The organism is Pseudomonas sp. WSY_20, assembly GCF_043104335.1.
GTDB lineage: Bacteria > Pseudomonadota > Gammaproteobacteria > Pseudomonadales > Pseudomonadaceae > Aquipseudomonas > Aquipseudomonas parafulva_B.
Genome location: NZ_JBICKP010000072.1, coordinates 18,093 through 43,546, shown reverse-complemented (window position 1 = coordinate 43,546; position 25,454 = coordinate 18,093). Strand labels below are relative to the sequence as shown.

Below are 25,454 nucleotides of genomic sequence, written 5' to 3'. Positions count from 1 at the left end.
GATTACTCGGCTATCGAAGAAGTTCGGGAGGAAGGAGCGGGTGGAACGGGGTCGAAACCGCCGTCGTTCCACGGATGACAACGCCCCAGGCGACGAACGGCTAGCCATCCACCACGCCAGAGACCGTGGTTTTCGATGGCTTCGTAGGCGTAACAAGAGCAACTGGGGTAGAAACGGCAGTGGCTGGCCATCAGAGGACTAATGGCATAACGGTAAAACTGGATCGGAACGAGTGCCAGTTTACGCATCTTGGCTGCTTACCCCTGCGCAATCGGCGGAGACTGCTGGTGCCGGTCGGCTGCGCGCCAGGCGTTTCCAGAGTTTGCCGAAGTGTTGGTGCAATTCCGGGTTTTCTATCTCACCCAATCCCTTACGCGCGACGATCACGATATCCAACCCGGCAAGTGAATGCTGGTTCAGACGAAAGGAATCGCGCATCAAGCGCTTGAGGCGGTTGCGTTGAACGGCGAGCTTGACGCTTTTCTTGCCAATCACCAGGCCTAGGCGCGGGTGATCCAGACCGTTCTCGCGAGCAAGGATCAGCAGGTTTTTCCCTGGAACCTTGCCGGTTGGGGAGTCGAAGACCGCTTTGAAATGCCGGGGTGTAAGCAGTCGCTTTTCCCGACTGAAGTCCTGACTCACCACCTGTGCCGAAAAATCAAATGGCCAGACGCTTACGGCCTTTGGCACGACGACGCGACAGAACAGCGCGGCCGTTCTTGGTAGCCATACGGGCACGGAAACCGTGAGTGCGCGCGCGCTTGATGGTGCTTGGTTGGAAAGTACGTTTCATGGCGTGTTACCTGGGTTTGTCGACGACGGGCCGGGATGGCCCCCTTTTAAGAGACCGGCGATTCTAGAGAAAGCAAGCCCATAGGTCAATTTCCAACCAACCTTTCCTTTAGGTGTGGGATGAACGGGCGTAGGCCTGGGCTAGCGGCACGGACACCTATATGAAGCTCGGCAAGACAACACCGCTCAACATGAAAAATAAGAAAGACATATAAAAAGCTTCTTTAAAGATCTTAATACTCTTAAGTGGATAACTTTCTGTGGATAACCTTCTGCAGGCCTTGAATTCAGAGATGTACAGCATTTTTAAACCCTGTTTGAAAGCCGTGCTACAGCTGTTGCAGGCTTGAATTTAAGCTGTGCATAAGTATGGATTTTATACACAGGTAGGTTATGCACAGGTCGATTCATGGGGTTGTGCATAGACCTTAGGCCTAGTTATGCACAAGGCTTATGCACAGTGTATAAGTGGTTTTTCGGTCATTTAGTGGCTGGTTTGCCATGAATGCCGACGTGTCTGCATGTGGATAACTGAGCGCGTGCCCGGTACAATGGCCGTTTGTTTCAGCCTTCGTGGCTTTCAAGCTCAGGGGATATCCGTGTCAGTGGAACTTTGGCAGCAGTGCGTGGAGCTTCTGCGCGATGAACTGCCTGCCCAGCAATTCAACACCTGGATCCGTCCGTTACAGGTCGAAGCCGAAGGCGACGAGTTGCGCGTCTATGCGCCTAACCGTTTCGTTCTCGATTGGGTCAATGAAAAGTACCTGGGGCGTTTGCTTGAGCTTTTGGGAGAAAAAGGCACGGGCATAGCCCCCGCGTTGTCGCTGCTTATTGGCAGCCGGCGCAGCTCTGCGCCCCGTGCAGCACCTAATGCCCCGGTAAGCGCGGCTGTTGCAGCCTCCCTGGTTCAAACGACGCCCAAGGTCCCCGCCGTCACGCCGTCCGAGCCTGCTCCAGCGGCGACACTTGACCCCGCGCCTGCAAACGCCAACGATGTGGTCGAGCCTTCTTCTAGGGATAGCTTCGATGCCATGGCCGAACCTGCTCAGGCCCCCACGGGTAGGACGGAGCAGCGCACGGTACAGGTAGAGGGTGCCCTCAAGCACACCAGCTACCTGAACCGCACATTCACGTTCGACACCTTTGTGGAAGGCAAGTCGAACCAGCTGGCCCGTGCTGCCGCCTGGCAAGTTGCCGACAACCCCAAGCACGGTTACAACCCATTGTTCCTTTATGGCGGTGTGGGCCTGGGTAAAACCCACCTCATGCATGCCGTGGGTAACCACCTGCTTAGAAAAAACCCGAATGCCAAGGTGGTGTACCTGCATTCCGAGCGCTTCGTCGCCGATATGGTCAAGGCACTTCAGCTCAATGCGATCAACGAGTTCAAGCGCTTCTACCGCTCGGTCGATGCGTTGCTCATTGATGACATTCAGTTTTTCGCGCGCAAGGAGCGTTCACAGGAAGAGTTTTTCCACACCTTCAACGCATTGCTTGAAGGTGGCCAGCAGGTGATTCTCACCTCCGATCGGTATCCCAAGGAAATCGAAGGGCTCGAGGAACGCCTTAAATCGCGCTTTGGCTGGGGCCTCACGGTGGCCGTAGAGCCGCCGGAACTGGAAACGCGCGTCGCGATCCTGATGAAAAAGGCCGATCAGGCCAAGGTGGAGCTGCCGCACGATGCCGCCTTCTTCATCGCTCAGCGTATTCGGTCGAACGTGCGTGAGCTCGAGGGCGCCCTGAAGCGAGTGATTGCTCATTCGCACTTCATGGGGCGCGACATCACCATCGAATTGATCCGCGAATCCCTGAAGGACCTTCTGGCATTGCAAGACAAGCTGGTGAGTGTGGATAACATCCAGCGTACGGTGGCCGAGTACTACAAGATCAAGATCTCTGATCTGTTGTCCAAACGCCGGTCCCGTTCGGTGGCACGTCCACGCCAGGTGGCGATGGCGCTCTCCAAGGAGCTGACCAACCACAGCTTGCCAGAAATCGGCGACATGTTTGGTGGGCGCGACCATACGACTGTGTTGCATGCCTGCCGCAAGATCAATGAACTGAAAGAATCCGACGCGGATATCCGCGAGGACTACAAGAACCTGCTGCGCACGCTGACGACCTGAGGGGCGTCAGCGCAGCCATATGAAGGCAAGGGACAAGACCATGCATTTCACCATTCAACGCGAAGCCTTGCTCAAACCTCTGCAACTGGTGGCAGGTGTCGTCGAGCGCCGGCAGACGTTGCCGGTGCTTTCCAATGTTTTGCTGGTCGTACAAGGCCAGCAACTGTCGCTGACCGGTACCGACCTTGAGGTTGAACTGGTTGGCCGTGTGCAACTGGAAGAACCTGCCGAGCCTGGCGAGATCACTGTCCCAGCCCGCAAGTTGATGGACATTTGCAAAAGCCTGCCCAGCGACGTGCTGATCGACATCAAGCTCGATGAGCAGAAACTCCTGGTCAAGGCCGGGCGTAGCCGCTTCACACTGTCGACATTGCCTGCCAATGATTTCCCGACCGTTGAAGAAGGCCCTGGCTCGCTCACGTGCAATCTGGAGCAGAGCAAACTGCGTCGATTGATCGAGCGCACCAGCTTCGCCATGGCCCAGCAAGACGTCCGTTACTACCTTAACGGTATGCTGCTGGAGGTTTCGCGAAATACCCTGCGCGCCGTTTCCACGGATGGTCATCGCCTGGCCTTGTGCTCGATGAGTGCACCGATCGAACAGGACGACCGCCACCAGGTAATCGTGCCGCGCAAAGGTATTCTTGAGCTTGCTCGCTTGCTGACCGAGCCTGAAGGCATGGTTAGCATCGTGCTTGGCCAGCACCATATCCGCGCAACGACAGGTGAATTCACATTCACTTCCAAGCTCGTCGACGGGAAATTCCCCGACTACGAGCGCGTGCTGCCCAAGGGTGGTGACAAACTGGTAATCGGCGATCGCCAAGCTTTGCGCGAGGCATTCAGCCGCACCGCTATCCTGTCCAACGAAAAGTACCGCGGGATTCGTTTGTTGCTTGCTGCCGGCCAGTTGAAGATCCAAGCCAATAACCCCGAGCAGGAAGAGGCTGAGGAAGAAATCAGCGTCGATTACGACGGCAGCTCGCTTGAGATTGGTTTCAACGTTAGTTATCTGCTGGATGTGCTGGGCGTGATGACTACTGAGCAGGTACGCCTGATTTTGTCAGACTCCAATAGCAGTGCATTGCTGCAGGAGGCAGGCAATGACGACTCTTCGTACGTTGTCATGCCGATGCGGCTGTAAGCAAAGCAGGCCCAATGTCACTTAGGCGTATCATCGTCACCGGGGTGCGAAATATGCACCCGGTGACGTTCTCCCCCTCCCCGCGTATCAACGTGTTCTACGGCGATAACGGGAGCGGCAAGACAAGTCTTCTCGAAGCCGTACATTTGCTCGGCCTGGCTCGATCCTTTCGCAGTACGCGCTTGAACCCGGTGATCCAGTATGAGCAAGCGTCTTGTACGGTATTCGGAGAGGTGCTCCTCGCCGAAGGAGGTACCTGCAACCTCGGGGTGTCTCGCGAACGTCAGGGTGATTTCACCATCAGGATCGATGGGCAGAATGCGCGTAGCGCGGCACAACTTGCTGAATTGCTTCCATTGCAGCTCATCAACCCAGATAGCTTTCGGCTACTGGAAGGTGCCCCAAAAATCAGGCGGCAGTTCCTGGATTGGGGTGTGTTCCACGTGGAACCCCGTTTCATGCCTGCGTGGCAGCGCCTGCAGAAGGCCCTCCGGCAGCGGAACTCATGGTTGCGGCATGGTACACTTGACCCAGCTTCGCAAGCCGCTTGGGACCGAGAGTTGTGCTTGGCCAGCGCTGAAATAGATGAGTACCGCCGCGAATATATCAAGGCCCTGAAGCCTGTATTCGAAAAGACCCTGAGCGAGTTGCTTGAACTCGACGGTCTGACCTTGAGCTATTACCGAGGCTGGGACAAAGACCGTGAACTGCAGGATGTGTTGGCTGCTTCTATTCTCCGTGACCAACAGATGGGACACACGCAGGCGGGTCCGCAACGGGCAGATTTGCGACTTCGATTAGCTGCAAACAACGCAGCAGACATCCTGTCCCGTGGCCAACAAAAGCTGGTGGTATGCGCATTGCGGATAGCTCAAGGTCATTTGGTTGGCCAAGCGCGACGCGGCCACTGCATTTATCTCGTGGACGATTTGCCATCGGAGCTCGATGAGCAACATCGTCGTGCACTGTGTCGCTTGCTTGAAGAATTACGCTGCCAGGTATTCATCACCTGTGTAGATCATGAATTATTGAGGGAAGGCTGGCAGACGGAAACGCCGGTTGCTTTGTTCCACGTGGAACAGGGCCGTATCACCCAGACCCACGACCATCGGGAGTGAAGGCATGAGCGAAAATCAGACGTACGACTCCTCCAGCATCAAGGTGCTAAAAGGTTTGGATGCCGTGCGCAAGCGTCCCGGCATGTACATTGGCGACACCGATGATGGTAGCGGCCTGCACCACATGGTATTCGAGGTGGTCGACAACTCCATCGACGAAGCCCTGGCCGGCCATTGCGACGACATCACAGTAATTATCCACCCTGATGAATCCATCAGCGTGCGTGACAACGGCCGTGGCATTCCGGTCGATGTGCATAAAGAAGAAGGCGTGTCGGCAGCAGAAGTCATCATGACGGTGCTGCACGCAGGCGGTAAGTTCGATGACAACTCCTACAAGGTATCCGGTGGATTGCACGGGGTAGGTGTTTCGGTCGTCAACGCATTGTCCGAGCAACTGATACTGACGGTACGTCGCAGCGGCAAGATCTGGGAGCAGACGTATGTCCATGGTGTGCCTCAGGCGCCGATGGCGATCGTTGGCGAGAGCGAGACGACCGGTACTCATATTCACTTCAAGCCGTCCGCTGAGACATTCAAGAATATTCACTTCAGCTGGGACATCCTGGCCAAGCGCATTCGTGAACTGTCTTTCCTGAACTCGGGCGTTGGCATTCTGCTGAAAGACGAGCGCAGTGGTAAGGAAGAGTTCTTCAAATACGAAGGCGGCCTGCGGGCGTTCGTCGAGTACTTGAATACCAATAAGACGCCGGTAAACGCCCAGGTGTTCCACTTCAGCGTGCAGCGTGAAGACGGTGTGGGCGTAGAAGTTGCTCTCCAGTGGAACGACAGCTTCAACGAGAACCTGCTGTGCTTTACCAACAACATCCCGCAGCGTGATGGCGGTACGCACTTGGTAGGCTTCCGTTCTTCGTTAACCCGCAGCCTGAACAGTTACATCGAGCAAGAAGGCCTGGCAAAGAAGAACAAGGTTTCGACCACCGGGGACGACGCCCGTGAAGGCCTGACTGCGATCATTTCGGTCAAGGTGCCCGATCCCAAGTTCAGCTCGCAGACTAAAGACAAGCTGGTTTCGTCGGAAGTGAAAACCGCTGTCGAGCAGGAGATGAACAAGTACTTCTCCGATTTCCTGCTGGAAAACCCGAACGAAGCCAAGGCTGTCGTCGGGAAGATGATCGATGCTGCGCGCGCTCGTGAAGCTGCCCGCAAAGCGCGTGAGATGACCCGCCGTAAGGGTGCACTGGATATCGCGGGCTTGCCAGGCAAGCTGGCTGACTGCCAGGAGAAGGACCCTGCCCTGTCTGAACTCTACCTGGTCGAGGGTGACTCCGCAGGCGGCTCTGCGAAGCAGGGGCGTAACCGTCGGACCCAGGCCATCCTGCCGCTCAAAGGCAAGATCCTGAACGTGGAGAAAGCTCGGTTCGACAAGATGATCTCGTCCCAGGAAGTGGGGACATTGATCACTGCGCTGGGCTGCGGCATTGGTCGGGAAGAGTACAACATCGAAAAACTGCGGTATCACAACATCATCATCATGACCGATGCTGACGTTGACGGTTCGCACATTCGTACGTTGCTGCTGACCTTCTTCTTCCGCCAATTGCCGGAGCTGGTCGAGCGCGGTTACATCTACATCGCCCAGCCACCGCTGTACAAGGTCAAGCGCGGCAAGCAAGAGCAGTACATCAAGGACGATGAGGCCATGGAAGAGTACATGACCCAATCGGCCCTGGAAGACGCCAGCCTGCACCTGGACGAGTCTGCGCCACCGGTATCCGGCGTGCAACTGGAAGCCCTGGTCAACGAGTTCCGCGGTGTGATGAAGACCCTCAAGCGTCTGTCGCGCTTGTACCCGCAGGAGCTAACCGAGCACTTTATCTATCTGCCTGAAGTCACCCTCGAGCAGCTGGGTGATCATGCCGTGATGGAAGCCTGGAAGAACCAGTTGCATGAGCGCCTGAATTCGACCCAGAAATCGGGCCTGGTCTACAAGGCCAGCCTGCGTGAAGACAAGGAACGTAACGTATGGCTGCCTGAGGTGGAAATTACCTCCCACGGGCTTGCCAGTTACATCACGTTCAACCGTGACTTCTTCGGCAGCAACGACTACCGCACCGTAGTCAACGTAGGTGCCGAGCTGTCCAGCCTGTTGGGCGAAGGCGCTTATGTGCAGCGTGGCGAGCGTCGCAAAGCCATCGTCGAGTTCAAGGAGGGCCTGGACTGGTTGATGAACGAGACCACCAAGCGCCATACCATCCAGCGCTATAAAGGGTTGGGCGAGATGAACCCGGATCAGCTGTGGGAAACCACCATGGACCCAACAGTGCGCCGGATGCTGAAGGTCACGATTGAAGATGCAATCGCGGCTGACCAGATCTTCAACACCCTGATGGGTGATGCCGTTGAACCGCGCCGTGACTTCATCGAAAGCAATGCACTGTCGGTTTCCAACCTGGACTTCTGATTAGCCTCGACCGTCACATGACCGGGTAGCTTCGAAATTCGAGTTTAACCGGTCATCATCAAGCCCGCGCCAGCGGGCTTTTTATTTCCCGATCTTTGGGTAGGCAAGCTCACCCCCATCGGCTCAAGGGTAAAGCTCAGAACGGACTTGCCGTGGGTCGCACGATCAGTTCACTGACATCCACCTCTGCCGGTTGCGCAACCGCATACGCTATCGCTTGAGCGATGGCTGAAGCAGGTATTGCGACCTTGCGAAACGCCTGCATCTCCGCTCGGCCGCCTGCATCTGAAATGCTATCGGCCAGCTCCGACTCGGTGACGCCTGGCGCGATCAGCGTCACCCGAATGTCGCCCCCTACTTCCTGACGCAGACCTTCAGAAATCGCACGTACTGCATATTTGGTGGCGCAGTACACCGCAGCGGTTGGGCTAACCGTATAGGCGCCAATGGATGCGATATTGATGATCTGCCCTGCACGCTGTCGCTGCATTACTGGAAGCGCCGCGGCGATGCCATGCAGCACGCCTCGAATGTTCACGTCAATCATCCGGTCCCACTCTTGGACCTTGAGTGCTTCGAGTTTTGAAAGCGGCATGACCCCAGCGTTATTGATGAGGACGTCAATGCGACCGTGCAGCGACATGGCGAAATCAACGAAGGACTGCATGCTGTCCAAGCGCGTGACATCCAGCGCCTGTACATCGGCTGTACCTCCCGCCAAGCGAAGCTCGTTGGCGACCGCATGTAGGCGATCAATGCGACGGGCACCCAGCACTACGCTGGCGCCTTTGCCTGCGAGCAAGCGGGCTGTTGCTTCACCGATACCGCTGCTGGCCCCGGTGATGACGACGACTTTGCCTTGAATACCGTCCATATGTCGCTCCTGCTTCAGCTTGGAAAAGCCACCTTGATGGCAGCGGGTGAACCCAAGATTAGGAGGCATGAGGTAATACGGGTTATGCGATTTCTGCCAATCGCTTGCATGATTCTGCAAGAGCGACGTGCGACGAGGGCGAGCAATGCCCCGGGTTCGGCTTGCGTGCAGGGCGTCAATGTACGTCGGCAATGCCCGCCGCTTTCAAGCGCCGATACAACGTACGTTCGCTGATCCCCAAGTACTTGGCCAGCTCACTGCGCGACCCCTTGAAATGACTGAGCACCTGTATGAGATCTGCCGGGCGACTTGCGTTGGCGCGCACTTCGGCAGGGAGCGACACCACGTCTTCGGGCAAGTGTTCCGGCTCAATGACGCCTTCATCGGCAAACAGACGTGCCCGCTCCAGGATGTTGCGTAGCTCGCGGATGTTCCCCGGAAACGGATACATCATCAGTTGATCGAGTGCTGCATCACCGAGCGTGGGCGCGCTGGGCCCTGCGATTCTTTTCAGCAGGCTTTGGATCAGCAGAGGCAAATCCTCGCTACGCTCGCGCAGTGCAGGCATGCGGATGGGAAAACCACTGATCCGATAGTACAGGTCCTCCCTGAATGTGCCGTCGGCCACCATCTGCCTCAAGGGTTTATGGGTTGCCGACACCAGTCTGAAGTCCGAATGCACGGTGCGCAGGCTACCTACAGGCCGGAAGCTGCCGGTTTCGATCAAGCGCAACAGCTTGACCTGCATGGCCAAGGGCACCTCACCTATCTCGTCCAGGAACAGCGTACCGCCATGGGCAGCTTCCGCCAGGCCGGTCTTGCGCTGGTGCGCACCGGTGAATGCGCCCTTCTCATAACCGAACAGTTCGCTTTCGAAAAGCGCCTCCGTCAGGCTGGTGCAATCGACCACGACCAAGGGCCCATCGGCTCTGGGGCTGCCCATGTGCAATGCGCGCGCGAACAGTTCCTTGCCGGTGCCGGACTCACCCTGGAGCAAGACAGGGATGTCAGCCGGCGCCGCGCGTTGCAAGCTGGCCAATGCCGCCTTGAATGCAGGTGCCTGGCCCACTAGGCCCTGTTCCTGAGGCTGGGCAGATGCGATGACGATACGGGTGAGCCGTTCGACGAAAGCAATCACCCTGCCCTGCTCATCCAGGATCGGCCGAAGTTCGACATCCACATGTTCCGGCCCGCGTGGGGTGTGATGCACATGCAGCACACGCTCGGGCACCTTGCTGGACCAGGCCTTGCGCATCGGGCAGTCCTCGCCGGCCTGGTCGCAGGGAACGTGGTAATGGTGTGAGACCTTGTGACATTTCTGCCCAAGCGGCGCCTGCTGGTCCTGGCCGAACTGACGTCGATAAGCGGCGTTGGCGGCCAGAATGTTGTAGTCGGTGTCCAGCACGATGGCGGGCAGTACGTCGTGCTCCAGGAAAGACACCAAGGCAAGCACGGAAGGGTGAGGTTCGGACATGACGGCACCAGTCGGATAACGAGTTCGAGGGTAGCAAGGACTGCCAGCTGCTGCCATCGACTGACACCTGACTGCCACTGTTCACTGCCAACGAAGCTGCCATTTGCCTGTCACTCCGCCAATTCTGGGCTCCAGGCGAGCATCAGTGAGGTGGCATGCATCTTGATGGGGATAGGTATGGCGCCCTCTGGAAAAATGCAGCCAACGAGGGGGAGCCGAATGGGAGACTTGAATGATCATTGGCAATAACCTTCACGTGGAAGCGTTCTTCGACAGCGCCACCTCAACCATCAGCTACCTGGTCATGGATGGCGAAACGCGTGCTTGCGCCTTGATCGACAGCGTTCTGGATTACGACCCGAAGGCTGGGCGCGTGACCACAGCCTCTGCAGATTGCCTGATCGAACGCGTGAAAGCGCTTGGCGCCCAGGTGCAGTGGATATTGGAAACCCATGTGCATGCAGATCACCTGTCCGCTGCTGCCTACCTCAAAGACAAGCTGGGAGGCCGCATTGCAATCGGCGCTTGCATCACCCAGGTCCAGAAAGTCTTCGGCAGTTTGTTCAACGCTGAACCTGGCTTCGCCCGTGATGGCAGCCAGTTCGACGTCCTGTTCGACGATGGAGACATTTTCCAGATAGGCAATCTGCAGGCTCAAGCCCTGCATACCCCTGGGCATACGCCTGCCTGCATGAGCTACTTCATCGAGCATGAAGGCGAGTCGGCAGTCTTCGTCGGCGACACGCTGTTCATGCCGGACTACGGTACTGCGCGATGCGACTTCCCTGGCGCCGATGCTCGGACCCTGTATCGGTCGATCCACCGCCTCCTGGCCCTTGGAGATGGCACCCGGCTGTTCATGTGCCACGACTACCTGCCCGAAGGGCGCGAGCTGCGGTACATGACCACCGTGGCCGAGCAGCGCACTCAGAACATTCACATCCACCAGGGTATCGACGAAGACAGCTTCGTTGCCATGCGCCAAGCGCGTGATCGAACGCTGGACATGCCTGTCCTGATCCTGCCCGCCGTCCAGGTGAACATGCGCAGCGGCCAGTTCCCAGCGCCTGAAGCCAATGGGGTGCGCTACCTGAAGATTCCCCTCAATTCGCTGTAGTCAGGCACATCCCATAACCAGACAGTCAGGATCAACCATGCCCGCCGTGCCCTCTTCCGTCCCAGCCTTTCATCACCAGATCATCATCATAGGCGCCGGTGCTGCTGGCATTGCGACGGCGTCCAGCCTCCTCAAGCGCGACCGCTCGCTGGACATTGCCCTGATAGACCCCGCCGAGGTCCATTACTACCAACCCGGCTGGACCATGGTCGGTGCTGGGGTCTTCGATGCCCCGAGCACGGCTCGGCCGATGTCGTCCGTCATCCCTCGCGCGGTGCGCTGGATCAAGTCACAGGTGCAAGGGTTCGATGCACATTGTCGCAAGGTCCTGCTGGCAGATGGCAGGGCTTTCACCTATGAACAGCTGGTGGTCTGCCCCGGATTGAAGCTGGATTGGACGGCCATCGATGGGCTGGCCGATACCCTGGGCGAGCATGGCGTCACGTCCAATTACCGCTATGACCTGGCGCCCTATACCTGGGAGTTGGTGCAAGGCCTCAGGCAAGGCCGCGCCGTGTTCTGCCAGCCGCCCATGCCCATCAAATGCGCTGGCGCACCGCAAAAAGCGCTGTACCTTTCGTGCGACCACTGGCTGCGCCAGGGCCGACTGGGCACTGTGCGAGCCAGCTTTTTCAATGCCGGCAATGCCTTGTTCGGGGTGCCGGCCTATGTGCCTGCCTTGATGGCGTATATCGACAAGTACTCGGTAGACCTCAACTTCGGCCATCGTCTGATCGCGGTGGATGGACCGAAGCAGCAGGCTGTGTTCGCCCATACGTTTGCGGATGGCACTCAGCACCTTCGCACCGAGCCGTTCGACATGCTGCATGTGGTACCGCCGCAGGTCGCCCCCGACTTCATTCGTCACAGCTGCCTCGCCGATGGCGCTGGCTGGGTGGATGTGGATCCCGCGACCCTGCGCCATCGTACATTCGCCCATGTGCACGCCCTTGGGGACGTGATCAATGCCAGCAACGCGAAGACGGCAGCCGCTGCACGCAAGCAAGCGCCGGTGGTGGCCAACAATGTATTGGTGGCCCTGGGCCGACGCACGGGCCTGGCGCACTATGATGGCTACGGGTCCTGCCCACTGACGGTCGAGCGCGGCAAGATCGTGCTGGCCGAGTTTGGCTATGGTGGCGCGCTCAAGCCGAGCTTTCCCCAATGGCTCCTTGACGGCCGCAAACCCACACGGCTGGCCTGGCTGCTCAAAGCTCGCCTGCTACCACCCTTGTACTGGCAAGGCATGCTCAAGGGCCGTGAATGGCTGGCCAAGCCGGTAGCAAGCACGACCGAGGCAGCCCAGTGATCGATCAGGCGTGGCTCAGTACAGGCCTAGGCACGATCATCGGCGCGGTCTTGGCACTGACCGGTGCCGGTGGCGGCATCCTTGCGGTTCCGTTGCTGGTGTTCGGCCTGGGACTTTCGATGGCGCAGGCCGCCCCGATCGGTTTGCTGGCTGTGGGGCTGTCGGCCGCGGTGGGTGCCGGCTTGGGCTTGCGCCAGGGCGTGGTGCGCTACCGTGCGGCCCTGTTCATCGCAGCAGTGGGCATCGTGTTCACGCCCCTGGGGCTGATGCTCGCGCACCGCTTGCCCAACGCACCGCTGCAACTGATATTTGCTGGCATCCTGATCTACGCGTGCATGCGCACCTGGTTGAAGGCCCGTCAGCAATTGAATGGCGCAGACTCAGGTGCACATCGCTTCATCGAGCCCTGTGTACTCAACCCTCTGCAGGGCCGGTTACGCTGGACGCTTCCGTGCGCTCGGGCGCTTGCCGGCACCGGGGCGCTGTCGGGGTTGCTGTCAGGCCTGCTGGGGGTGGGCGGCGGCTTTGTCATCGTCCCTGCCCTGCGGCGCTACACCAACTTGCGTATGGTCAGCATCGTCTCTACCTCCCTGGCAGTCATCGCGCTGGTCGCCTTGGGCAGTGTCGCTACCGCCACCCTTGCAGGGAGCATGCGCTGGCAGGTGGGTGCGCCATTTGCGCTAGGTGCGGTACTGGGCCTGCTGGTAGCCCGGCCACTGGCGGCAAGGCTGGAGGGCCCCCGCCTGCAACAACTGTTCGCCATCGCAGGCTGGGCCGCAGCGGCGTTGTTGATCAGCAGAGCGCTAGGGGGCTAGCAGCGCATCCTGCTCGGCGGCACACAGGTTCAGCAGGTAATCCCATACCACGCGCAGGCGCACGGATTTATGCAGTTCGCGCCGGGTGCAGATCCAATAACTGCGCTGGATGGTTTCCCCCGGCAGCACCCTAACCAGCGTTGGGTCGTGCCGCGCCATGTAGTTGGGTAGCACGGCGATACCCAGCCCAGCACGCGCCGCCGCTTGCTGGGCAATCACGCTGGTACTGCGAAATACCACGTTCGGCGATCGGCAGAAGCTGTTGAGAAACAGCAGCTCCTGACTGAACAGCAAGTCGTCCACGTAGCCGATCCAACTGTGGCGCGCCAGGTCTTCGCGGTTGCGCAATGGCGCGGCGCGCTCCAGGTACGCTGCGCTGGCATAGAGGGCCAGCCGGTAGTCGGTCAGCTTGCGGGTGATCAGCAAGTCTGCACTTGGCCTTTCCAGGTGAATGCTGATTTCCGCTTCACGGTTGAGGATGCTGACGAAACGCGGCACCGCAACCAACTCCACTTCCAGGCCAGGGTAGCGCTCGAACAGCTCATTCATCCGTGGCGTGAAGAACATGATGCCGATCCCCTCCGTGACGCCGAGGCGGATCTTGCCCAGCGGCGTGATGGCCTGGGTGATTTCCTCCTGCGCCAGCAAGGCGGTGTTCTCCATGGCTTCGGCATGTTTGAGCAGTGCCTGACCAGACGGCGTCAGCTCATACCCCTGCGCATGCTGAACGAACAACGCAGTGCCCAGGCTCTGCTCGATACGCTCGATGTGACGCGCAACGGTGCTGTGGGTCGTCTCCAGACGCTTGGCGGCCGTCAACAAGCGCCCGCTGCGTTGCAGCTCCAGGAAAAACCGCAAATCATTCCAATCGAACATGCTGGTCCTTGCATATCTGTATCGAACACCCAGGTGTTAGGTGCCGACGCTCCACGAGGTATCGCTGTGCTTAAACGCACAACGGGTGCGCGAAATCGCGTGTTTCTTCCGCGAAATTACTCACTAAGCTGGTTGGGGACAAGAACAAAAACAGGCCCTGAGGTCCGCTATGTCATCAGTTGATTCTGCCTACGATTATGTGATCGTGGGTGCCGGCCCCGCTGGCTGCTTGCTGGCAAACCGGTTGTCTGCCGACCCGTCATGCCGGGTGCTGCTGCTCGAAGCCGGTGGGCGGGATAACTACCCTTGGATTCACGTGCCAGTGGGCTACCTGTACTGCATCGGTAACCCGCGCACGGACTGGTGCTTCAAGACCGAGGCCCAGCCTGGGCTGCAAGGTCGATCGCTGGGTTATCCCCGTGGCAAGGTCCTGGGCGGGTGCTCTTCGATCAATGGCATGATTTACATGCGTGGCCAGGCAGCTGACTACGATCACTGGGCTAGCCTAGGCAACCGGGGCTGGGCCTGGAAAGACGTGTTGCCGCTGTTCAAGCAAAGCGAAAGCCACCATGGCGGTGCCAGCGAACACCATGGTGGCAACGGTGAATGGCGTGTAGAGCGCCAACGCTACAGCTGGCCGATCCTCGACGCTTTCCGCGATGCAGCCGAGCAGACGGGTGTTACCAAGGTCGATGACTTCAATACTGGTGACAACGAAGGCTGTGGATATTTTCAGGTCAACCAGCGCAGCGGTGTTCGCTGGAACGCATCCAAAGCCTTTTTGCGCCCCATCAAACACCGCCCTAACCTGAGTGTCCTGACCGATGTGCAGGTGGACCAGGTGCTGCTCAGCAACACGCGTGCTCGCGCAGTTAAAGCCTATTGGCAGGGCAGCTGGCACGAGTTCTCGGCGCGACGAGAGATTGTGCTGTGTGCAGGTGCAGTAGGCTCGCCCGGCATCCTGCAACGCTCGGGCATTGGTCCACAGCAGTTGCTGGAGGGCTTGGGTATCGGGGTGCGCCATGCCGTACCGGGTGTGGGTAGCAACCTGCAGGATCACTTGCAACTACGGCTGATCTACCAGATCGGCAACGCACGTACCCTCAACCAGATGGCCAATAGCCTGTGGGGGAAGATGGGCATGGGCCTGCGCTACCTGTACGATCGCAGCGGTCCGCTGGCCATGGCCCCGAGCCAGCTGGGCGCATTCGTGCGTTCAAGCCCCGACCAGGCCACTGCGAACTTGCAGTACCACGTGCAGCCTCTGTCACTGGAGCGTTTTGGCGAGCCGTTGCATCAGTTTCCAGCCTTCACGGCTTCGGTGTGCAATTTGCGGCCACTGAGCCGTGGACGTATCGATATTCGCAGTGCAGACATGCACAGCGCGCCCTTGATCGACCCCAATTACCTCAGCGACCCCCAGGACCTGCGCGTCGCCGCCGACGCCATTCGTCTCACCCGGCGCATTGTGCAGGCCCCTGCCCTTGCCGCCTTTGCGCCCAAGGAATATCTGCCAGGGCCTGCCCTGCAGACCGAAGAACAGCTGCACGAAGCGGCGGGCAAGATAGGCACGACGATCTTCCATCCCGTAGGGACCTGCCGCATGGGCAATGGCCCTATGGATGTGGTCGATGACCAGCTTCGTGTTCATGGCATCCCAGGCCTTCGCGTGGCAGACGCATCGATCATGCCCCAGATCACGTCGGGCAATACCTGTTCACCTACCCTGATGATCGCCGAGAAGGCGGCGCAGCTTATTTTGAAAGGAGCAGCCACTACGACCTTCCTCAACCAGGATGCAGTACCAACACCCTGACCGGGTGTGCAATACGACAGCGCGTAGTCGGACGCTGTCGGCAGTGGAACAACAAGAATAATCACTGTGGCCTGCGGGCCGAGGACAGCAACGATGTCGGATTACATCCAAGAGCAGGATGCGGCCGCCAGCCGCCCCAGTCGTCGTGAAGAACGCAAGATCATCTTCGCGTCATCGCTCGGTACGGTTTTCGAGTGGTACGACTTTTTCCTCTACGGCGCCCTGGCTGCCGTGATCAGCAAGCAGTTTTTCGCGGGCGTCAACGACACCACCGCGTTCATCTTTGCACTGATGGCGTTTGCCGCGGGCTTTCTGGTGCGACCGTTTGGCGCGCTGGTGTTCGGCCGCCTGGGGGACATGATCGGGCGCAAGTACACCTTTCTCATCACCATCGTACTGATGGGACTGTCCACGTTCGCCGTTGGCCTTTTGCCCACCTATGCCAGCATCGGCATCGCAGCGCCGATCATCCTGGTCGTGCTGCGCATGCTGCAAGGCCTGGCGCTGGGCGGTGAGTACGGCGGTGCAGCCACCTACGTGGCCGAACATGCACCACCTGGCAAGCGGGGGTTCCATACTGGGTTCATTCAGTCCACCGCCACCTTGGGTCTGTTGCTGTCATTGCTGGTGGTACTGGGCAGCCGTTACGTGAGTGGCGATCAGTTCGAAACCTGGGGCTGGCGGCTGCCGTTTCTGCTGTCCATCGTGCTGTTGGGGATCTCGACCTGGATCCGGATGAGCATGCACGAGTCCCCGGCCTTCGTGAAAATGAAGGCACAGGGCAAGATCAGCAAATCGCCAATCCGTGAGTCGTTTACGTCCTGGCCAAACCTGAAGGTCGTGCTCACGGCGCTGTTCAGTATCAATGCGGGTCAGGCTGTCACCTTCTATACGGCACAGTTCTACGTGCTGTTTTTCATGACCCAGATGTTGAAGATGGACCCGGCCCAGGCCAACACCCTGCTGATCATCAGCGTGGTGATCGGGGCGCCGTTTTTCGTGTTCTTTGGATGGCTGTCCGATCGGATTGGGCGCAAACCGATATTGATGCTGGGCCTGCTGTTGGCCACGGTGCTCTACTTCCCCTTGTTCAAGGCCCTTAGCTTCTACGCCAACCCGCAGATCAACACCGCCAGCCGCCAGGCACCCATCGTCGTCACCGCTGACCCGAAAGGTTGCACCTTCCAGTTCGACCCTGTGGGCAAAGCCCGCTTCGATAGCCCTTGCGACAAGGTAAAGACCTTCCTGGTCAAGCAGGGTTTACCCTACAACTCGGTAAGCGTAGATGGCAGCGACGTGGTCGTGAGCATCGGCGACAAAACCATCAATGGCTATGACGAAGCGGCCATGCGTGCGGCGGTCGAGCAGGCAGGGTACCCCGCCAAGGCTGATCCGGCCCAAGTCAACAGCGTGATGGTGGTGGTGTTGATTGTGGCCATGATCCTGATCGCCACCATGACCTATGGACCGCTGGCTGCCGTGATGGTCGAGCTGTTCCCTACGCGTATCCGGTACACCTCCATGTCCTTGCCCTATCACATCGGCAATGGCTGGTTCGGCGGTTTCCTGCCCACGGTATCGTTCGCCTTGGTGGTCTACACCGGGGATATTTTCTACGGGTTGTGGTATCCGGTACTGGTCACAGGCATCAGCCTGGTAGTGGGCATCTTCTGTCTCAAAGAGACCAAGGATGTGGACATCGACAAGGTGTGATTCGCTAAACCGCAGCCATAAAAAAACCGGCTCTAAAAGCCGGTTTTTTTATGCCGTGAAAAAACTTATGCACGTTTTTCCAAAAAATCAATAAAGAACAAATATGCAGCAAATTCATAGGCTTAGCTAATTTTCGCAACAGCTAATCCATAATTTGCTCACACGTTATCCACAAGCGGCTCAGGCCTGGGCCTGCGTGCTTTCTTCGACCTGCGCAAGAGAGCCCAGGCCCCGTTGGGTGGCTTCGTTCCAGGCTTGGGCGCGGTCATTGAGTTCGGCGATGGCGCGAGGGCCTGTGCCGTTGGCGTACATGGGTTCGCCGATCACCACTTCGATGGTGCCAGCGTGCTTGCCCCAGCCATTCTTCGGCCAATACTTGCCGGCATTGTGGGCAATGGGTAATACCGGTAGCCCAGCGTTTACCGCCAGCGCCGTTCCGCCTCGAGAGAACTTGCCCACCGTGCCAAAAGGTACGCGTGTGCCCTCCGGGAAAATCAGGACCCAGGTTTTCTGCTTGAGCAGTTCATCGCCCTTCTTGGCCACCTGGCGCAAGGCTTCCTTGGGGTTGTCGCGGTCGATGGCAATGGGGCGCAGCATGGCCATGGCCCAGCCAAAGAAAGGCACATACAGCAGTTCACGCTTGAGCACTTGGCTGAGCGGCGAGAAATACTGGGACAGGAAAAACGTCTCCCAGGTGCTCTGGTGATTCGACAAGATCACGCAAGGCTCGGCTGGCACGTTTTCAGCGCCGGTAATCTTGTAATCGATGCCTACGATGACGCGTGCCAGGAAAATAGCGCAGCGGCACCAGTACACATTGATGAATCTGTAGCGCTTGGGGAACGACAGAAATGGCGCAACGAAGAAGCTCAGCGAGCACCAGAGCAGCGAACTGGTACCCAGCAGCAGGTAAAAAAGAAAGACTCTGATCGCCTGCAGGATCGACATAGTGGTTCGTACCATTGCGGGACTTGCCCGCTTTTAGAAAAGTGCGCCCAAAGGCGCACCGTTTAGATAAGTGCTCTGGCGATGGCAGCCAGATCGTCGTAGATCAGGGTTGAGGCCGGAACGCCCTTCTCAAGGGTGCGTTCGCCTTTGCCTGTCTTTACCAGAACAGGTTGTGCATCGACGGCCAGCGCAGCCTGTAGGTCACTTTGGCTATCGCCCACGAACCAGACGCCCTCAAGGTTTGCCTGGTAATGCTCGGCGATGGCCTGCAACAGGCCCGGCTTGGGCTTGCGGCAGTCGCAGCCTTCATCGGGGCCATGCGGGCAATACACGATATGCCCCACCTCACCGCCCTGCTCGGCCACCAGCATGCGCAAGCGCGCATGCATGGCCTCGAGCGTCGCGATTGGGTAATAACCACGGGCGATACCGGACTGGTTGGTGGCCACGGCCACCGTCCAGCCCGCTTTGCTCAACTGCGCGATCGCCTCGATGGCGCCAGGGATGGGCACCCATTCATCCAGCGACTTGATATAGGCGTCGGAGTCCTGGTTGATGACCCCGTCACGATCGAGAATCAGCAGTTTCAAGGCTTACCCCAGCAGCGAAATGTCGGCCACGCCCAGGAACAGCCCACGCAGACGGCTGAGCAGGGCATATCGGTTGGCACGTACCTTGGCGTCCTCGGCATTGACCATCACGGCCTCGAAGAAGGCATCGACCGGATCACGCAGTGCGGCAAGGCGCGCCAGCGACTCGCTGTACTGGCGTGCAGCAGCCATCGGTTGCACAGCCTGATCGGCTTGCTGGATGGCCGAGTACAGCGAGAACTCGTTGGCGTTGTCGAAGTACTTGGGCTCGACCTGTTCGGCGATGGCGCCTTCTGCCTTGCTCAACAGGTTCGACACGCGCTTGTTGACGGCGGCCAGTGCCTCGGCTTCGGGCAGCTTGCGGAAGGCCTGGACAGCCTGAACGCGCTGATCGAAGTCCAGTGCAGAACCCGGCTGAAGCGCGCGAACCGAAAGGTAGGTGGCGACGTCGATGCCTTCGTCTTCGTATCGAGCACGCAGCCTGTCGAAGATGAACTCCAGCACCTGGTCAGCCAGCCCGGCAGCCTTGACCTTGGCCCCGTATTGCTTGACCGCGAACTGCACGGCACCGGTCAGGTCCAGGTCCAGCTGCTTCTCGATCAGGATACGCAGCACGCCCAGTGCGGCGCGGCGCAGGGCGTACGGGTCCTTGCTGCCGGTTGGCAGCATGCCGATGCCGAAGATACCCACCAGGGTATCGAGCTTGTCGGCGATGGCGACGGCAGCACCGGTCAAGGTCTGAGGCAGTTCTGCACCAGCACCGCGTGGCATGTACTGCTCGTTCAGCGCCAGCGCCACATCCTGCGGTTCATCGTCGTTGAGCGCGTAGTAGTAGCCGGCTACGCCCTGCATCTCTGGGAACTCACCGACCATTTCCGTGGCCAGGTCGCACTTGGACAGCAAGCCGGCACGCGCGGCCCGTTGAGCATCGCCGCCAATCAAGGGCGCAATGAACGCTGCCAGTTTCGATACTCGCTCGGCCTTGTCATAGACCGTACCCAGCTGGGCCTGGAATACCACATTCTTCAAGCGCTCGTTGAAGATTTCCAGCGGTTGCTTCTTGTCCTGCTTGAAGAAGAACTCGGCGTCGGTCAGGCGCGGACGCACGACCTTTTCATTACCCTGCACGATCTGCTTGGGGTCGCGGCTCTCGACGTTGGCCACGGTGATGAAGCGCGGCAGCAGCTTGCCTTCGCTGTCGAGCAGGCAGAAGTACTTCTGGTTGTCCTGCATGGTGGTGATCAAGGCTTCTTGCGGCACCTCCAGGAAACGCTCTTCGAACGAGCACACCAGCGGTACCGGCCACTCGACCAGCGCGGTCACCTCGTCCAGCAACGCGGGCGGCACGATAGCGGTGCCTTCCTGCTGCATGGCCAGCTCGGCGGTGCGTTTGGCGATCAGGTCGCGACGCTCACTGAAATCGGCCAGCACGTAGGCCTTGCGCATGTCTTCGACATAGTTGGCCGGGGCGCTGATGGTGACGTTTTCCGGATGGTGGAAGCGGTGCCCGCGCGATTGGCGGCCGGCTTTCTGGGACAACAGGGTGCAGTCGACCACCTGATCGCCCAGCAGCATCACCAGCCATTGGGTCGGACGCACGAACTCTTCACGGCTTGCCGCCCAGCGCATGCGCTTGGGAATAGGCAGGTCGTTGAGCGAGTCTTCGACGATAGTCGGCAGCAGGCCTGCGGTCGCCTTGCCGGGGATGTGCTGGGAGAAGCGCAGCTTGGGGCCGCTACGGTCGATGTCGGCCAGCTCCACACCGCACTTCTTGGCAAAGCCCAGTGCAGCCTGGGTCGGCTCGCCTTCTGCGTTGAAGGCCGCTTGCAGGGGCGGGCCATCGATGTTGATGCTGCGGTCAGGCTGCTGCACATCGAGTTGACGGATCAGCACCGCCAGGCGACGCGGCGCGGCGTAGACCGATTTGCCGGTGTAGTTCAGGCCAGCAGCTTGCAGGCCTTTTTCGATACCGGCCAGGAACGCGTCGCCCAGGGTCGCAAGGGCCTTGGGTGGCAGCTCTTCGGTGCCCAGTTCTACCAGGAAATCTTGAGCACTCATTGTGCAGCCTCCAGCTTAGCCAACACTTCGTCACGCAGTTCGGGGGTCGCCATCGGGAAGCCCATGCGCGCACGGGCCTGCAGGTAGCTTTGCGCCACGTCGCGGGCCAGGGTTCGCACCCGCAGGATGTAACGCTGGCGCTCGGTCACCGAGATGGCGCGACGGGCATCGAGCAGGTTGAACGTATGGGATGCCTTGAGGACCATTTCATAGGTCGGCAACGGCAGCTCCAGCTTGATCAGGCGGTTGGCTTCGCTTTCGTAGAAGTCGAACAGCTCGAACAATTTCTCGACGTTGGCGTGCTCGAAGTTGTAGGTCGACTGCTCCACTTCGTTCTGGTGGAACACGTCGCCGTAGCTGACCTTGCCGAACGGACCATCGGCCCATACTAGGTCGTAGACCGAGTCCACGCCCTGGATATACATAGCCAGGCGCTCCAGGCCATAGGTGATTTCACCGGTCACCGGGTAGCATTCGATACCACCGACCTGCTGGAAGTAGGTGAACTGGGTCACCTCCATGCCATTGAGCCAGATTTCCCAGCCCAGGCCCCAAGCGCCGAGGGTTGGCGATTCCCAGTTGTCTTCGACGAAGCGAATGTCGTGCACCAACGGGTCCAGACCGATGGCCTTCAGCGAGCCGAGGTACAGCTCCTGGAAGTTGGCCGGGTTGGGCTTGAGCACCACCTGGAATTGATAGTAATGCTGCAGGCGGTTGGGGTTTTCGCCATACCGCCCGTCGGCAGGGCGACGGCTTGGCTGCACGTAGGCGGCGTTCCAGGTTTCTGGACCCACTGCGCGCAGGAAGGTAGCGGTGTGGAAAGTGCCGGCGCCTACTTCCATATCGTAGGGCTGAAGCACCACACAACCTTGCTCGGCCCAGTAGTTCTGCAGGGCGAGGATCAGGTCTTGGAAGGTACGCACGGCTGGCGTAGGCTGGCTCACGAAATTCACCTGTATCTGGGGATGCGGATGTAAAGAGCGGGAGTATAACCTGATTCGCCTCGCCCTCTACTCATTGGAGCCTTATGCCACGCTGCTTTTGGTGTACCGACGATCCGTTGTACCAGGCCTACCATGACCAGGAATGGGGAACGCCCCAGCGTGACCCGGCGTTGCTGTTCGAGATGCTTTTGCTCGAAGGGTTCCAGGCAGGGCTTTCCTGGATCACCGTGCTGCGCAAGCGCGAGCGCTACCGTGAAGTGCTGGAGGGCTTCGATCCTGCGAAACTCGCGGTGATGAGCGACGAGCGCATCGAGGCGTTGATGCAGGATGCCGGCATTATCCGCAATCGGCTCAAGCTCAAGGCTGCCAGGCGCAATGCCCAGGCCTGGCTGGCTGTGGATAACCCCGCCGAGTGGCTATGGTCGTTCGTCGGCGGCGCCCCGAAGATCAATCATTTCAACACGCGCAGCGAAGTCCCGGCCGTGACCGAAGAAGCCCAAGCCATGAGCAAGGCGTTGCGCAAGGCCGGCTTCACCTTCGTCGGCCCGACCATCTGCTATGCCTTCATGCAGGCAACCGGCATGGTCATGGACCACACCACCGACTGTGATCGCTACGCCGCCTTGTCCCACTGAAGGGTTACAATGCCCGTCTTGCTGAAATAAGGAACTCGCCTGTGGAAAAGTTCAAGGGCGCCCTGATGGTCGGGGTGCTGCGACTGTTCGCCAAGTTGCCCTGGGGTGCGGTGCAACGCGTCGGGGCCGGCATCGGCTGGCTGATGTGGAAAATACCCAATGGCTCGCGCAACGTGGTGCGCATCAACCTGGCCAAATGCTTCCCCGAGATGGACCCGGTTGCCCGCGAGCAGCTGGTCGGCCAGGCACTGCGGGATATTGGCAAATCCTTCGTCGAAAGCGCCTGCGCCTGGATCTGGCCCCCACACCGTTCGCTGGAACTGGTCAAGGAGGTGCATGGGCTGGAGGTGCTGGAGCAGGCCCTGGCGTCAGGAAAGGGGGTTGTGGGTATCACCAGTCATTTGGGCAACTGGGAAGTGCTGAACCACTTCTATTGCAACCAATGCAAGCCGATCATTTTCTACCGCCCACCCAAGCTCAAGGCGGTGGACGACCTGCTGCGCGAGCAGCGTGTGCAGATGGGCAACCGCGTGGCACCTTCGACCAAGGAAGGCATCCTCAGTGTGATCAAGGAAGTTCGGCGCGGTGGCCAGGTCGGCATCCCGGCCGACCCCGAGCCGGCCGAATCGGCGGGTGTATTCGTTCCCTTCCTGGGCACTGAGGCGCTGACCAGCAAGTTCGTGCCGAACATGCTGGCTGGCGGCAAGGCAGTCGGGGTTTTCCTGCATGCCCTGCGTCTGCCTGATGGCTCAGGCTTCAAGGTGTTTCTGGAAGCCGCGCCGGAGGCGATGTATAGCACCGACGTGCACGAGTCGGCGGCCGCGATGAGCAAGGTGGTCGAGCGGTATGTGCGCGAGTATCCCAGCCAGTACATGTGGAGCATGAAGCGCTTCAAGAAGCGTCCGGCAGGTGAGGCGCGCTGGTATTGAGGCGCGCATCGTCGGCAGCGGCTGTCTGGCAGCCGATGCGTCGGCGCTAGCGAGCTCAGCGTTTGTCGAGTTTCTTGAGAAACACCGTCATCTCTTTCTCGGCCTGCTTGTCACCATGGGCCTGCGCCGACGCGATGCCGTCTTCCCAGGCCTTGCGCGCCGCTGGCAGGTCCGCCAGCAACTGGTAGGCCTTGCCTAACAACTTCCAGGCTGCCGAGTACTTGGGGTCCTGCTCGACACAGCGAGCCAGGTGCACTGCAGCCTGCGCGCCATTGCCTTCGTCGAGCCAAGCCTTGCCCAAGCCAAAGCGCAGCAATGGGTTATCCACACCCTTGGCCAGCATGTTTTCCAACGATTGGCGCATGTCCCGCCTCCTAGAAGAAACTCAAGCCGACGTGGAACAGCTTTTCCACATCCCGAATGTGTTTCTTGTCCACAACGAATAGGATCACGTGGTCACCTGATTCGATGACTGTCGTGTCGTGCGCGATGAGCACACTGTCGTGGCGAATGATGGCACCGATGGTCGTGCCTGGGGGCAGGGTTATGTCCTCGATTGTCTTGCCCACCACCTTGCTCGACTTCGCATCACCGTGGGCCACCGCCTCGATGGCTTCGGCTGCACCACGACGCAGCGAATGCACGCTCACGATATCGCCACGGCGCACATGCGCCAGCAAAGTGCCGATGGTGGCCAATTGCGGGCTGATGGCAATGTCGATTTCACCCCCCTGCACCAGGTCTACATAGGCCGGGTTGTTGATGATCGTCATGACCTTGCGTGCACCCAGGCGCTTGGCCAGCAGGGACGACATGATGTTGGCTTCGTCATCGTTGGTCAGAGCCAGGAAGATATCGGTGTCGGCGATGTTTTCTTCCAGCATCAGGTCCTTGTCCGATGCGCTGCCCTGCAGCACCACGGTACTGTCCAACGTATCGGACAGGTAGCGGCAGCGTGCCGGGTTCATCTCGATGATTTTTACCTGGTAGCGGCTTTCGATGGCTTCGGCCAGGCGCTCGCCTATCTGCCCGCCGCCAGCGATGACGACACGCTTGTTGGTTTCATCGATGCGGCGCAGCTCACCCATGACCGCCCGGATATCCTTTTTGGCGGCGATGAAGAACACCTCGTCATCGGCCTCGATCACCGTGTCACCGCGCGGTGTGATCGAGCGGTCACGGCGGAAGATCGCCGCCACCCGGGTTTCCACATGGGGCATGTGCGCGCGTATCTGGCGCAGCTGCTGGCCGACCAGCGGGCCGCCGTAGTACGCCTTCACGGCCACCAACTGCGCCTTGCCCTGGGCGAAGTCGATAACCTGCAACGAACCGGGCTGTTCGATCAGGCGCTTGATGTAGTGGGTGACGACCTGTTCTGGGCTGATCAGCACATCGACCGGGATGTGGTCGTTGTCGAACAGTTCTTCGCGGGTCAGGTAGGCCGACTCGCGCACCCGGGCGATTTTTGTCGGTGTGTGGAACAGCGAGTAGGCCACCTGGCACGCGACCATGTTGGTCTCGTCGCTGTTGGTCACGGCAACCAGCATGTCGGCGTCCTCGGCGCCTGCCTGTCGCAACACCGTAGGCAGCGACCCACGCCCCTGCACAGTGCGGATATCCAGGCGATCACCCAGGTCGCGCAGGCGGTCGCCATCGGTGTCGACCACGGTGATGTCGTTGGCCTCGCTGGCCAGGTGCTCTGCAAGCGTTCCGCCCACCTGGCCGGCGCCCAGGATGATGATCTTCATCCG

Annotated in this window: 23 protein-coding genes; 11 read left to right on the top strand and 12 right to left on the bottom strand. The window is 59.4% G+C overall.

Features of this window, described 5'->3' with window-relative positions:
* Positions 1 to 2: 2 nt before the first annotated feature.
* Genes yidD through rpmH form a run of 3 tightly spaced genes read right to left on the bottom strand, consistent with a single transcriptional unit; the run spans position 3 to position 793 of the window.
* Positions 3 to 248 (bottom strand): membrane protein insertion efficiency factor YidD, encoded by a 246-nt coding sequence (gene yidD / locus ACF8E5_RS17355; protein WP_078477749.1) that lies wholly within the window; start codon positions 246 to 248, stop codon positions 3 to 5.
* On the bottom strand, positions 241 to 645 hold the full coding sequence (rnpA, locus tag ACF8E5_RS17350; RefSeq protein WP_058603069.1) for a ribonuclease P protein component: 405 nt from the start codon (positions 643 to 645) through the stop codon (positions 241 to 243). Before rnpA ends, yidD begins: the two co-directional genes overlap by 8 nt.
* Before the next feature lie 13 nt (positions 646 to 658).
* Entirely contained in the window at positions 659 to 793 is a 135-nt protein-coding gene (gene rpmH, locus ACF8E5_RS17345) for a 50S ribosomal protein L34 (protein ID WP_003253163.1), read from the bottom strand.
* Between the two features lie 598 nt (positions 794 to 1,391).
* Between rpmH and dnaA the strand changes: the two genes are divergently transcribed.
* The 4 genes from dnaA to gyrB are packed head-to-tail and all read left to right on the top strand — an operon-like array spanning position 1,392 to position 7,605.
* Entirely contained in the window at positions 1,392 to 2,918 is a 1,527-nt protein-coding gene (dnaA, locus tag ACF8E5_RS17340; protein WP_196185271.1) for a chromosomal replication initiator protein DnaA, read from the top strand.
* A 40-nt stretch (positions 2,919 to 2,958) separates the two neighbouring features.
* Entirely contained in the window at positions 2,959 to 4,062 is a 1,104-nt protein-coding gene (dnaN, locus tag ACF8E5_RS17335; protein WP_023532585.1) for a DNA polymerase III subunit beta, read from the top strand.
* Positions 4,063 to 4,076: 14 nt separating this feature from the next.
* Entirely contained in the window at positions 4,077 to 5,180 is a 1,104-nt protein-coding gene (gene recF, locus ACF8E5_RS17330; protein WP_392475585.1) for a DNA replication/repair protein RecF, read from the top strand.
* Positions 5,181 to 5,184: 4 nt separating this feature from the next.
* The gene (gene gyrB, locus ACF8E5_RS17325; protein ID WP_392475584.1) at positions 5,185 to 7,605 is read left to right on the top strand and encodes a DNA topoisomerase (ATP-hydrolyzing) subunit B; all 2,421 of its coding nucleotides are present in this window, start codon (positions 5,185 to 5,187) and stop codon (positions 7,603 to 7,605) included.
* 136 nt (positions 7,606 to 7,741) lie between these two features.
* On the opposite strand, the gene ACF8E5_RS17320 is transcribed toward gyrB, so the two are convergent.
* Entirely contained in the window at positions 7,742 to 8,479 is a 738-nt protein-coding gene (locus tag ACF8E5_RS17320; RefSeq protein ID WP_058638770.1) for an SDR family oxidoreductase, read from the bottom strand.
* 175 nt (positions 8,480 to 8,654) lie between these two features.
* The gene (locus ACF8E5_RS17315; RefSeq protein WP_196185273.1) at positions 8,655 to 9,953 is read right to left on the bottom strand and encodes a sigma-54-dependent Fis family transcriptional regulator; all 1,299 of its coding nucleotides are present in this window, start codon (positions 9,951 to 9,953) and stop codon (positions 8,655 to 8,657) included.
* A 232-nt stretch (positions 9,954 to 10,185) separates the two neighbouring features.
* Here ACF8E5_RS17315 and ACF8E5_RS17310 point away from each other — a divergent pair, with 232 nt between their 5' ends.
* Genes ACF8E5_RS17310 through ACF8E5_RS17300 form a run of 3 tightly spaced genes read left to right on the top strand, consistent with a single transcriptional unit; the run spans position 10,186 to position 13,194 of the window.
* Positions 10,186 to 11,070 (top strand): MBL fold metallo-hydrolase, encoded by an 885-nt coding sequence (locus tag ACF8E5_RS17310; RefSeq protein WP_196185274.1) that lies wholly within the window; start codon positions 10,186 to 10,188, stop codon positions 11,068 to 11,070.
* 37 nt (positions 11,071 to 11,107) lie between these two features.
* On the top strand, positions 11,108 to 12,379 hold the full coding sequence (locus ACF8E5_RS17305) for an FAD/NAD(P)-binding oxidoreductase (protein ID WP_058638767.1): 1,272 nt from the start codon (positions 11,108 to 11,110) through the stop codon (positions 12,377 to 12,379).
* Entirely contained in the window at positions 12,376 to 13,194 is an 819-nt protein-coding gene (locus tag ACF8E5_RS17300; RefSeq protein ID WP_392475590.1) for a sulfite exporter TauE/SafE family protein, read from the top strand. Before ACF8E5_RS17305 ends, ACF8E5_RS17300 begins: the two co-directional genes overlap by 4 nt.
* Here ACF8E5_RS17300 and ACF8E5_RS17295 read toward each other — a convergent pair.
* Positions 13,183 to 14,070: a LysR family transcriptional regulator gene (locus ACF8E5_RS17295; RefSeq protein ID WP_027913298.1), complete on the bottom strand. Its 888-nt coding sequence runs from the start codon at positions 14,068 to 14,070 to the stop codon at positions 13,183 to 13,185. The two genes, ACF8E5_RS17300 and ACF8E5_RS17295, sit on opposite strands and share 12 nt — an antisense overlap.
* Positions 14,071 to 14,239: 169 nt before the next feature.
* Between ACF8E5_RS17295 and ACF8E5_RS17290 the strand changes: the two genes are divergently transcribed.
* Both ACF8E5_RS17290 and ACF8E5_RS17285 read left to right on the top strand, forming a co-directional pair.
* Positions 14,240 to 15,886, top strand: a complete 1,647-nt coding sequence (locus tag ACF8E5_RS17290; protein WP_196185276.1) for a GMC family oxidoreductase — start codon at positions 14,240 to 14,242, stop codon at positions 15,884 to 15,886.
* A gap of 93 nt (positions 15,887 to 15,979) precedes the next feature.
* Positions 15,980 to 17,599: an MFS transporter gene (locus ACF8E5_RS17285; RefSeq protein WP_392475583.1), complete on the top strand. Its 1,620-nt coding sequence runs from the start codon at positions 15,980 to 15,982 to the stop codon at positions 17,597 to 17,599.
* Between the two features lie 180 nt (positions 17,600 to 17,779).
* Here ACF8E5_RS17285 and ACF8E5_RS17280 read toward each other — a convergent pair whose 3' ends face one another.
* The 4 genes from ACF8E5_RS17280 to glyQ are packed head-to-tail and all read right to left on the bottom strand — an operon-like array spanning position 17,780 to position 22,139.
* Positions 17,780 to 18,562, bottom strand: a complete 783-nt coding sequence (locus ACF8E5_RS17280) for a 1-acyl-sn-glycerol-3-phosphate acyltransferase (RefSeq protein WP_058638765.1) — start codon at positions 18,560 to 18,562, stop codon at positions 17,780 to 17,782.
* Between the two features lie 47 nt (positions 18,563 to 18,609).
* On the bottom strand, positions 18,610 to 19,137 hold the full coding sequence (gmhB, locus tag ACF8E5_RS17275) for a D-glycero-beta-D-manno-heptose 1,7-bisphosphate 7-phosphatase (protein ID WP_058638764.1): 528 nt from the start codon (positions 19,135 to 19,137) through the stop codon (positions 18,610 to 18,612).
* A gap of 3 nt (positions 19,138 to 19,140) precedes the next feature.
* Positions 19,141 to 21,195 carry a glycine--tRNA ligase subunit beta gene (glyS, locus tag ACF8E5_RS17270; RefSeq protein ID WP_392475582.1) on the bottom strand — a complete coding sequence of 685 codons (2,055 nt, stop codon included), beginning with the start codon at positions 21,193 to 21,195 and terminating at the stop codon, positions 19,141 to 19,143.
* Positions 21,192 to 22,139: a glycine--tRNA ligase subunit alpha gene (gene glyQ / locus ACF8E5_RS17265; RefSeq protein ID WP_023532379.1), complete on the bottom strand. Its 948-nt coding sequence runs from the start codon at positions 22,137 to 22,139 to the stop codon at positions 21,192 to 21,194. Before glyQ ends, glyS begins: the two co-directional genes overlap by 4 nt.
* 83 nt (positions 22,140 to 22,222) lie before the next feature.
* Between glyQ and ACF8E5_RS17260 the strand changes: the two genes are divergently transcribed.
* Both ACF8E5_RS17260 and ACF8E5_RS17255 read left to right on the top strand, forming a co-directional pair.
* Positions 22,223 to 22,774, top strand: a complete 552-nt coding sequence (locus tag ACF8E5_RS17260) for a DNA-3-methyladenine glycosylase I (RefSeq protein ID WP_145254144.1) — start codon at positions 22,223 to 22,225, stop codon at positions 22,772 to 22,774.
* A gap of 41 nt (positions 22,775 to 22,815) precedes the next feature.
* The gene (locus ACF8E5_RS17255) at positions 22,816 to 23,703 is read left to right on the top strand and encodes a lysophospholipid acyltransferase (protein ID WP_058638761.1); all 888 of its coding nucleotides are present in this window, start codon (positions 22,816 to 22,818) and stop codon (positions 23,701 to 23,703) included.
* A gap of 55 nt (positions 23,704 to 23,758) precedes the next feature.
* Here the strand turns inward: ACF8E5_RS17255 and ACF8E5_RS17250 are convergent, their stop codons facing one another.
* Together ACF8E5_RS17250 and trkA are read right to left on the bottom strand one after the other, a co-directional pair.
* Positions 23,759 to 24,067 (bottom strand): tetratricopeptide repeat protein, encoded by a 309-nt coding sequence (locus tag ACF8E5_RS17250; protein WP_078477758.1) that lies wholly within the window; start codon positions 24,065 to 24,067, stop codon positions 23,759 to 23,761.
* A gap of 10 nt (positions 24,068 to 24,077) precedes the next feature.
* Entirely contained in the window at positions 24,078 to 25,451 is a 1,374-nt protein-coding gene (trkA, locus tag ACF8E5_RS17245) for a Trk system potassium transporter TrkA (protein WP_196185278.1), read from the bottom strand.
* Between the last annotated feature and the right edge of the window lie 3 nt (positions 25,452 to 25,454).

Excerpts from the sequence above, each read along its gene's own strand:
- yidD (WP_078477749.1), bottom strand. The coding sequence starts at position 248 with ATGCGTAAACTGGCACTCGTTCCGATCCAGTTTTACCGTTATGCCATT.
- rpmH (WP_003253163.1), bottom strand. The coding sequence starts at position 793 with ATGAAACGTACTTTCCAACCAAGCACCATCAAGCGCGCGCGCACTCAC.
- dnaN (WP_023532585.1), top strand. The coding sequence starts at position 2,959 with ATGCATTTCACCATTCAACGCGAAGCCTTGCTCAAACCTCTGCAACTG.
- recF (WP_392475585.1), top strand. The coding sequence starts at position 4,077 with ATGTCACTTAGGCGTATCATCGTCACCGGGGTGCGAAATATGCACCCG.
- gyrB (WP_392475584.1), top strand. The coding sequence starts at position 5,185 with ATGAGCGAAAATCAGACGTACGACTCCTCCAGCATCAAGGTGCTAAAA.
- ACF8E5_RS17320 (WP_058638770.1), bottom strand. The coding sequence starts at position 8,479 with ATGGACGGTATTCAAGGCAAAGTCGTCGTCATCACCGGGGCCAGCAGC.
- ACF8E5_RS17315 (WP_196185273.1), bottom strand. The coding sequence starts at position 9,953 with ATGTCCGAACCTCACCCTTCCGTGCTTGCCTTGGTGTCTTTCCTGGAG.
- ACF8E5_RS17310 (WP_196185274.1), top strand. The coding sequence starts at position 10,186 with ATGATCATTGGCAATAACCTTCACGTGGAAGCGTTCTTCGACAGCGCC.
- ACF8E5_RS17305 (WP_058638767.1), top strand. The coding sequence starts at position 11,108 with ATGCCCGCCGTGCCCTCTTCCGTCCCAGCCTTTCATCACCAGATCATC.
- ACF8E5_RS17295 (WP_027913298.1), bottom strand. The coding sequence starts at position 14,070 with ATGTTCGATTGGAATGATTTGCGGTTTTTCCTGGAGCTGCAACGCAGC.
- ACF8E5_RS17290 (WP_196185276.1), top strand. The coding sequence starts at position 14,240 with ATGTCATCAGTTGATTCTGCCTACGATTATGTGATCGTGGGTGCCGGC.
- ACF8E5_RS17285 (WP_392475583.1), top strand. The coding sequence starts at position 15,980 with ATGTCGGATTACATCCAAGAGCAGGATGCGGCCGCCAGCCGCCCCAGT.
- ACF8E5_RS17280 (WP_058638765.1), bottom strand. The coding sequence starts at position 18,562 with ATGGTACGAACCACTATGTCGATCCTGCAGGCGATCAGAGTCTTTCTT.
- glyS (WP_392475582.1), bottom strand. The coding sequence starts at position 21,195 with ATGAGTGCTCAAGATTTCCTGGTAGAACTGGGCACCGAAGAGCTGCCA.
- ACF8E5_RS17260 (WP_145254144.1), top strand. The coding sequence starts at position 22,223 with ATGCCACGCTGCTTTTGGTGTACCGACGATCCGTTGTACCAGGCCTAC.
- ACF8E5_RS17250 (WP_078477758.1), bottom strand. The coding sequence starts at position 24,067 with ATGCGCCAATCGTTGGAAAACATGCTGGCCAAGGGTGTGGATAACCCA.
- trkA (WP_196185278.1), bottom strand. The coding sequence starts at position 25,451 with ATGAAGATCATCATCCTGGGCGCCGGCCAGGTGGGCGGAACGCTTGCA.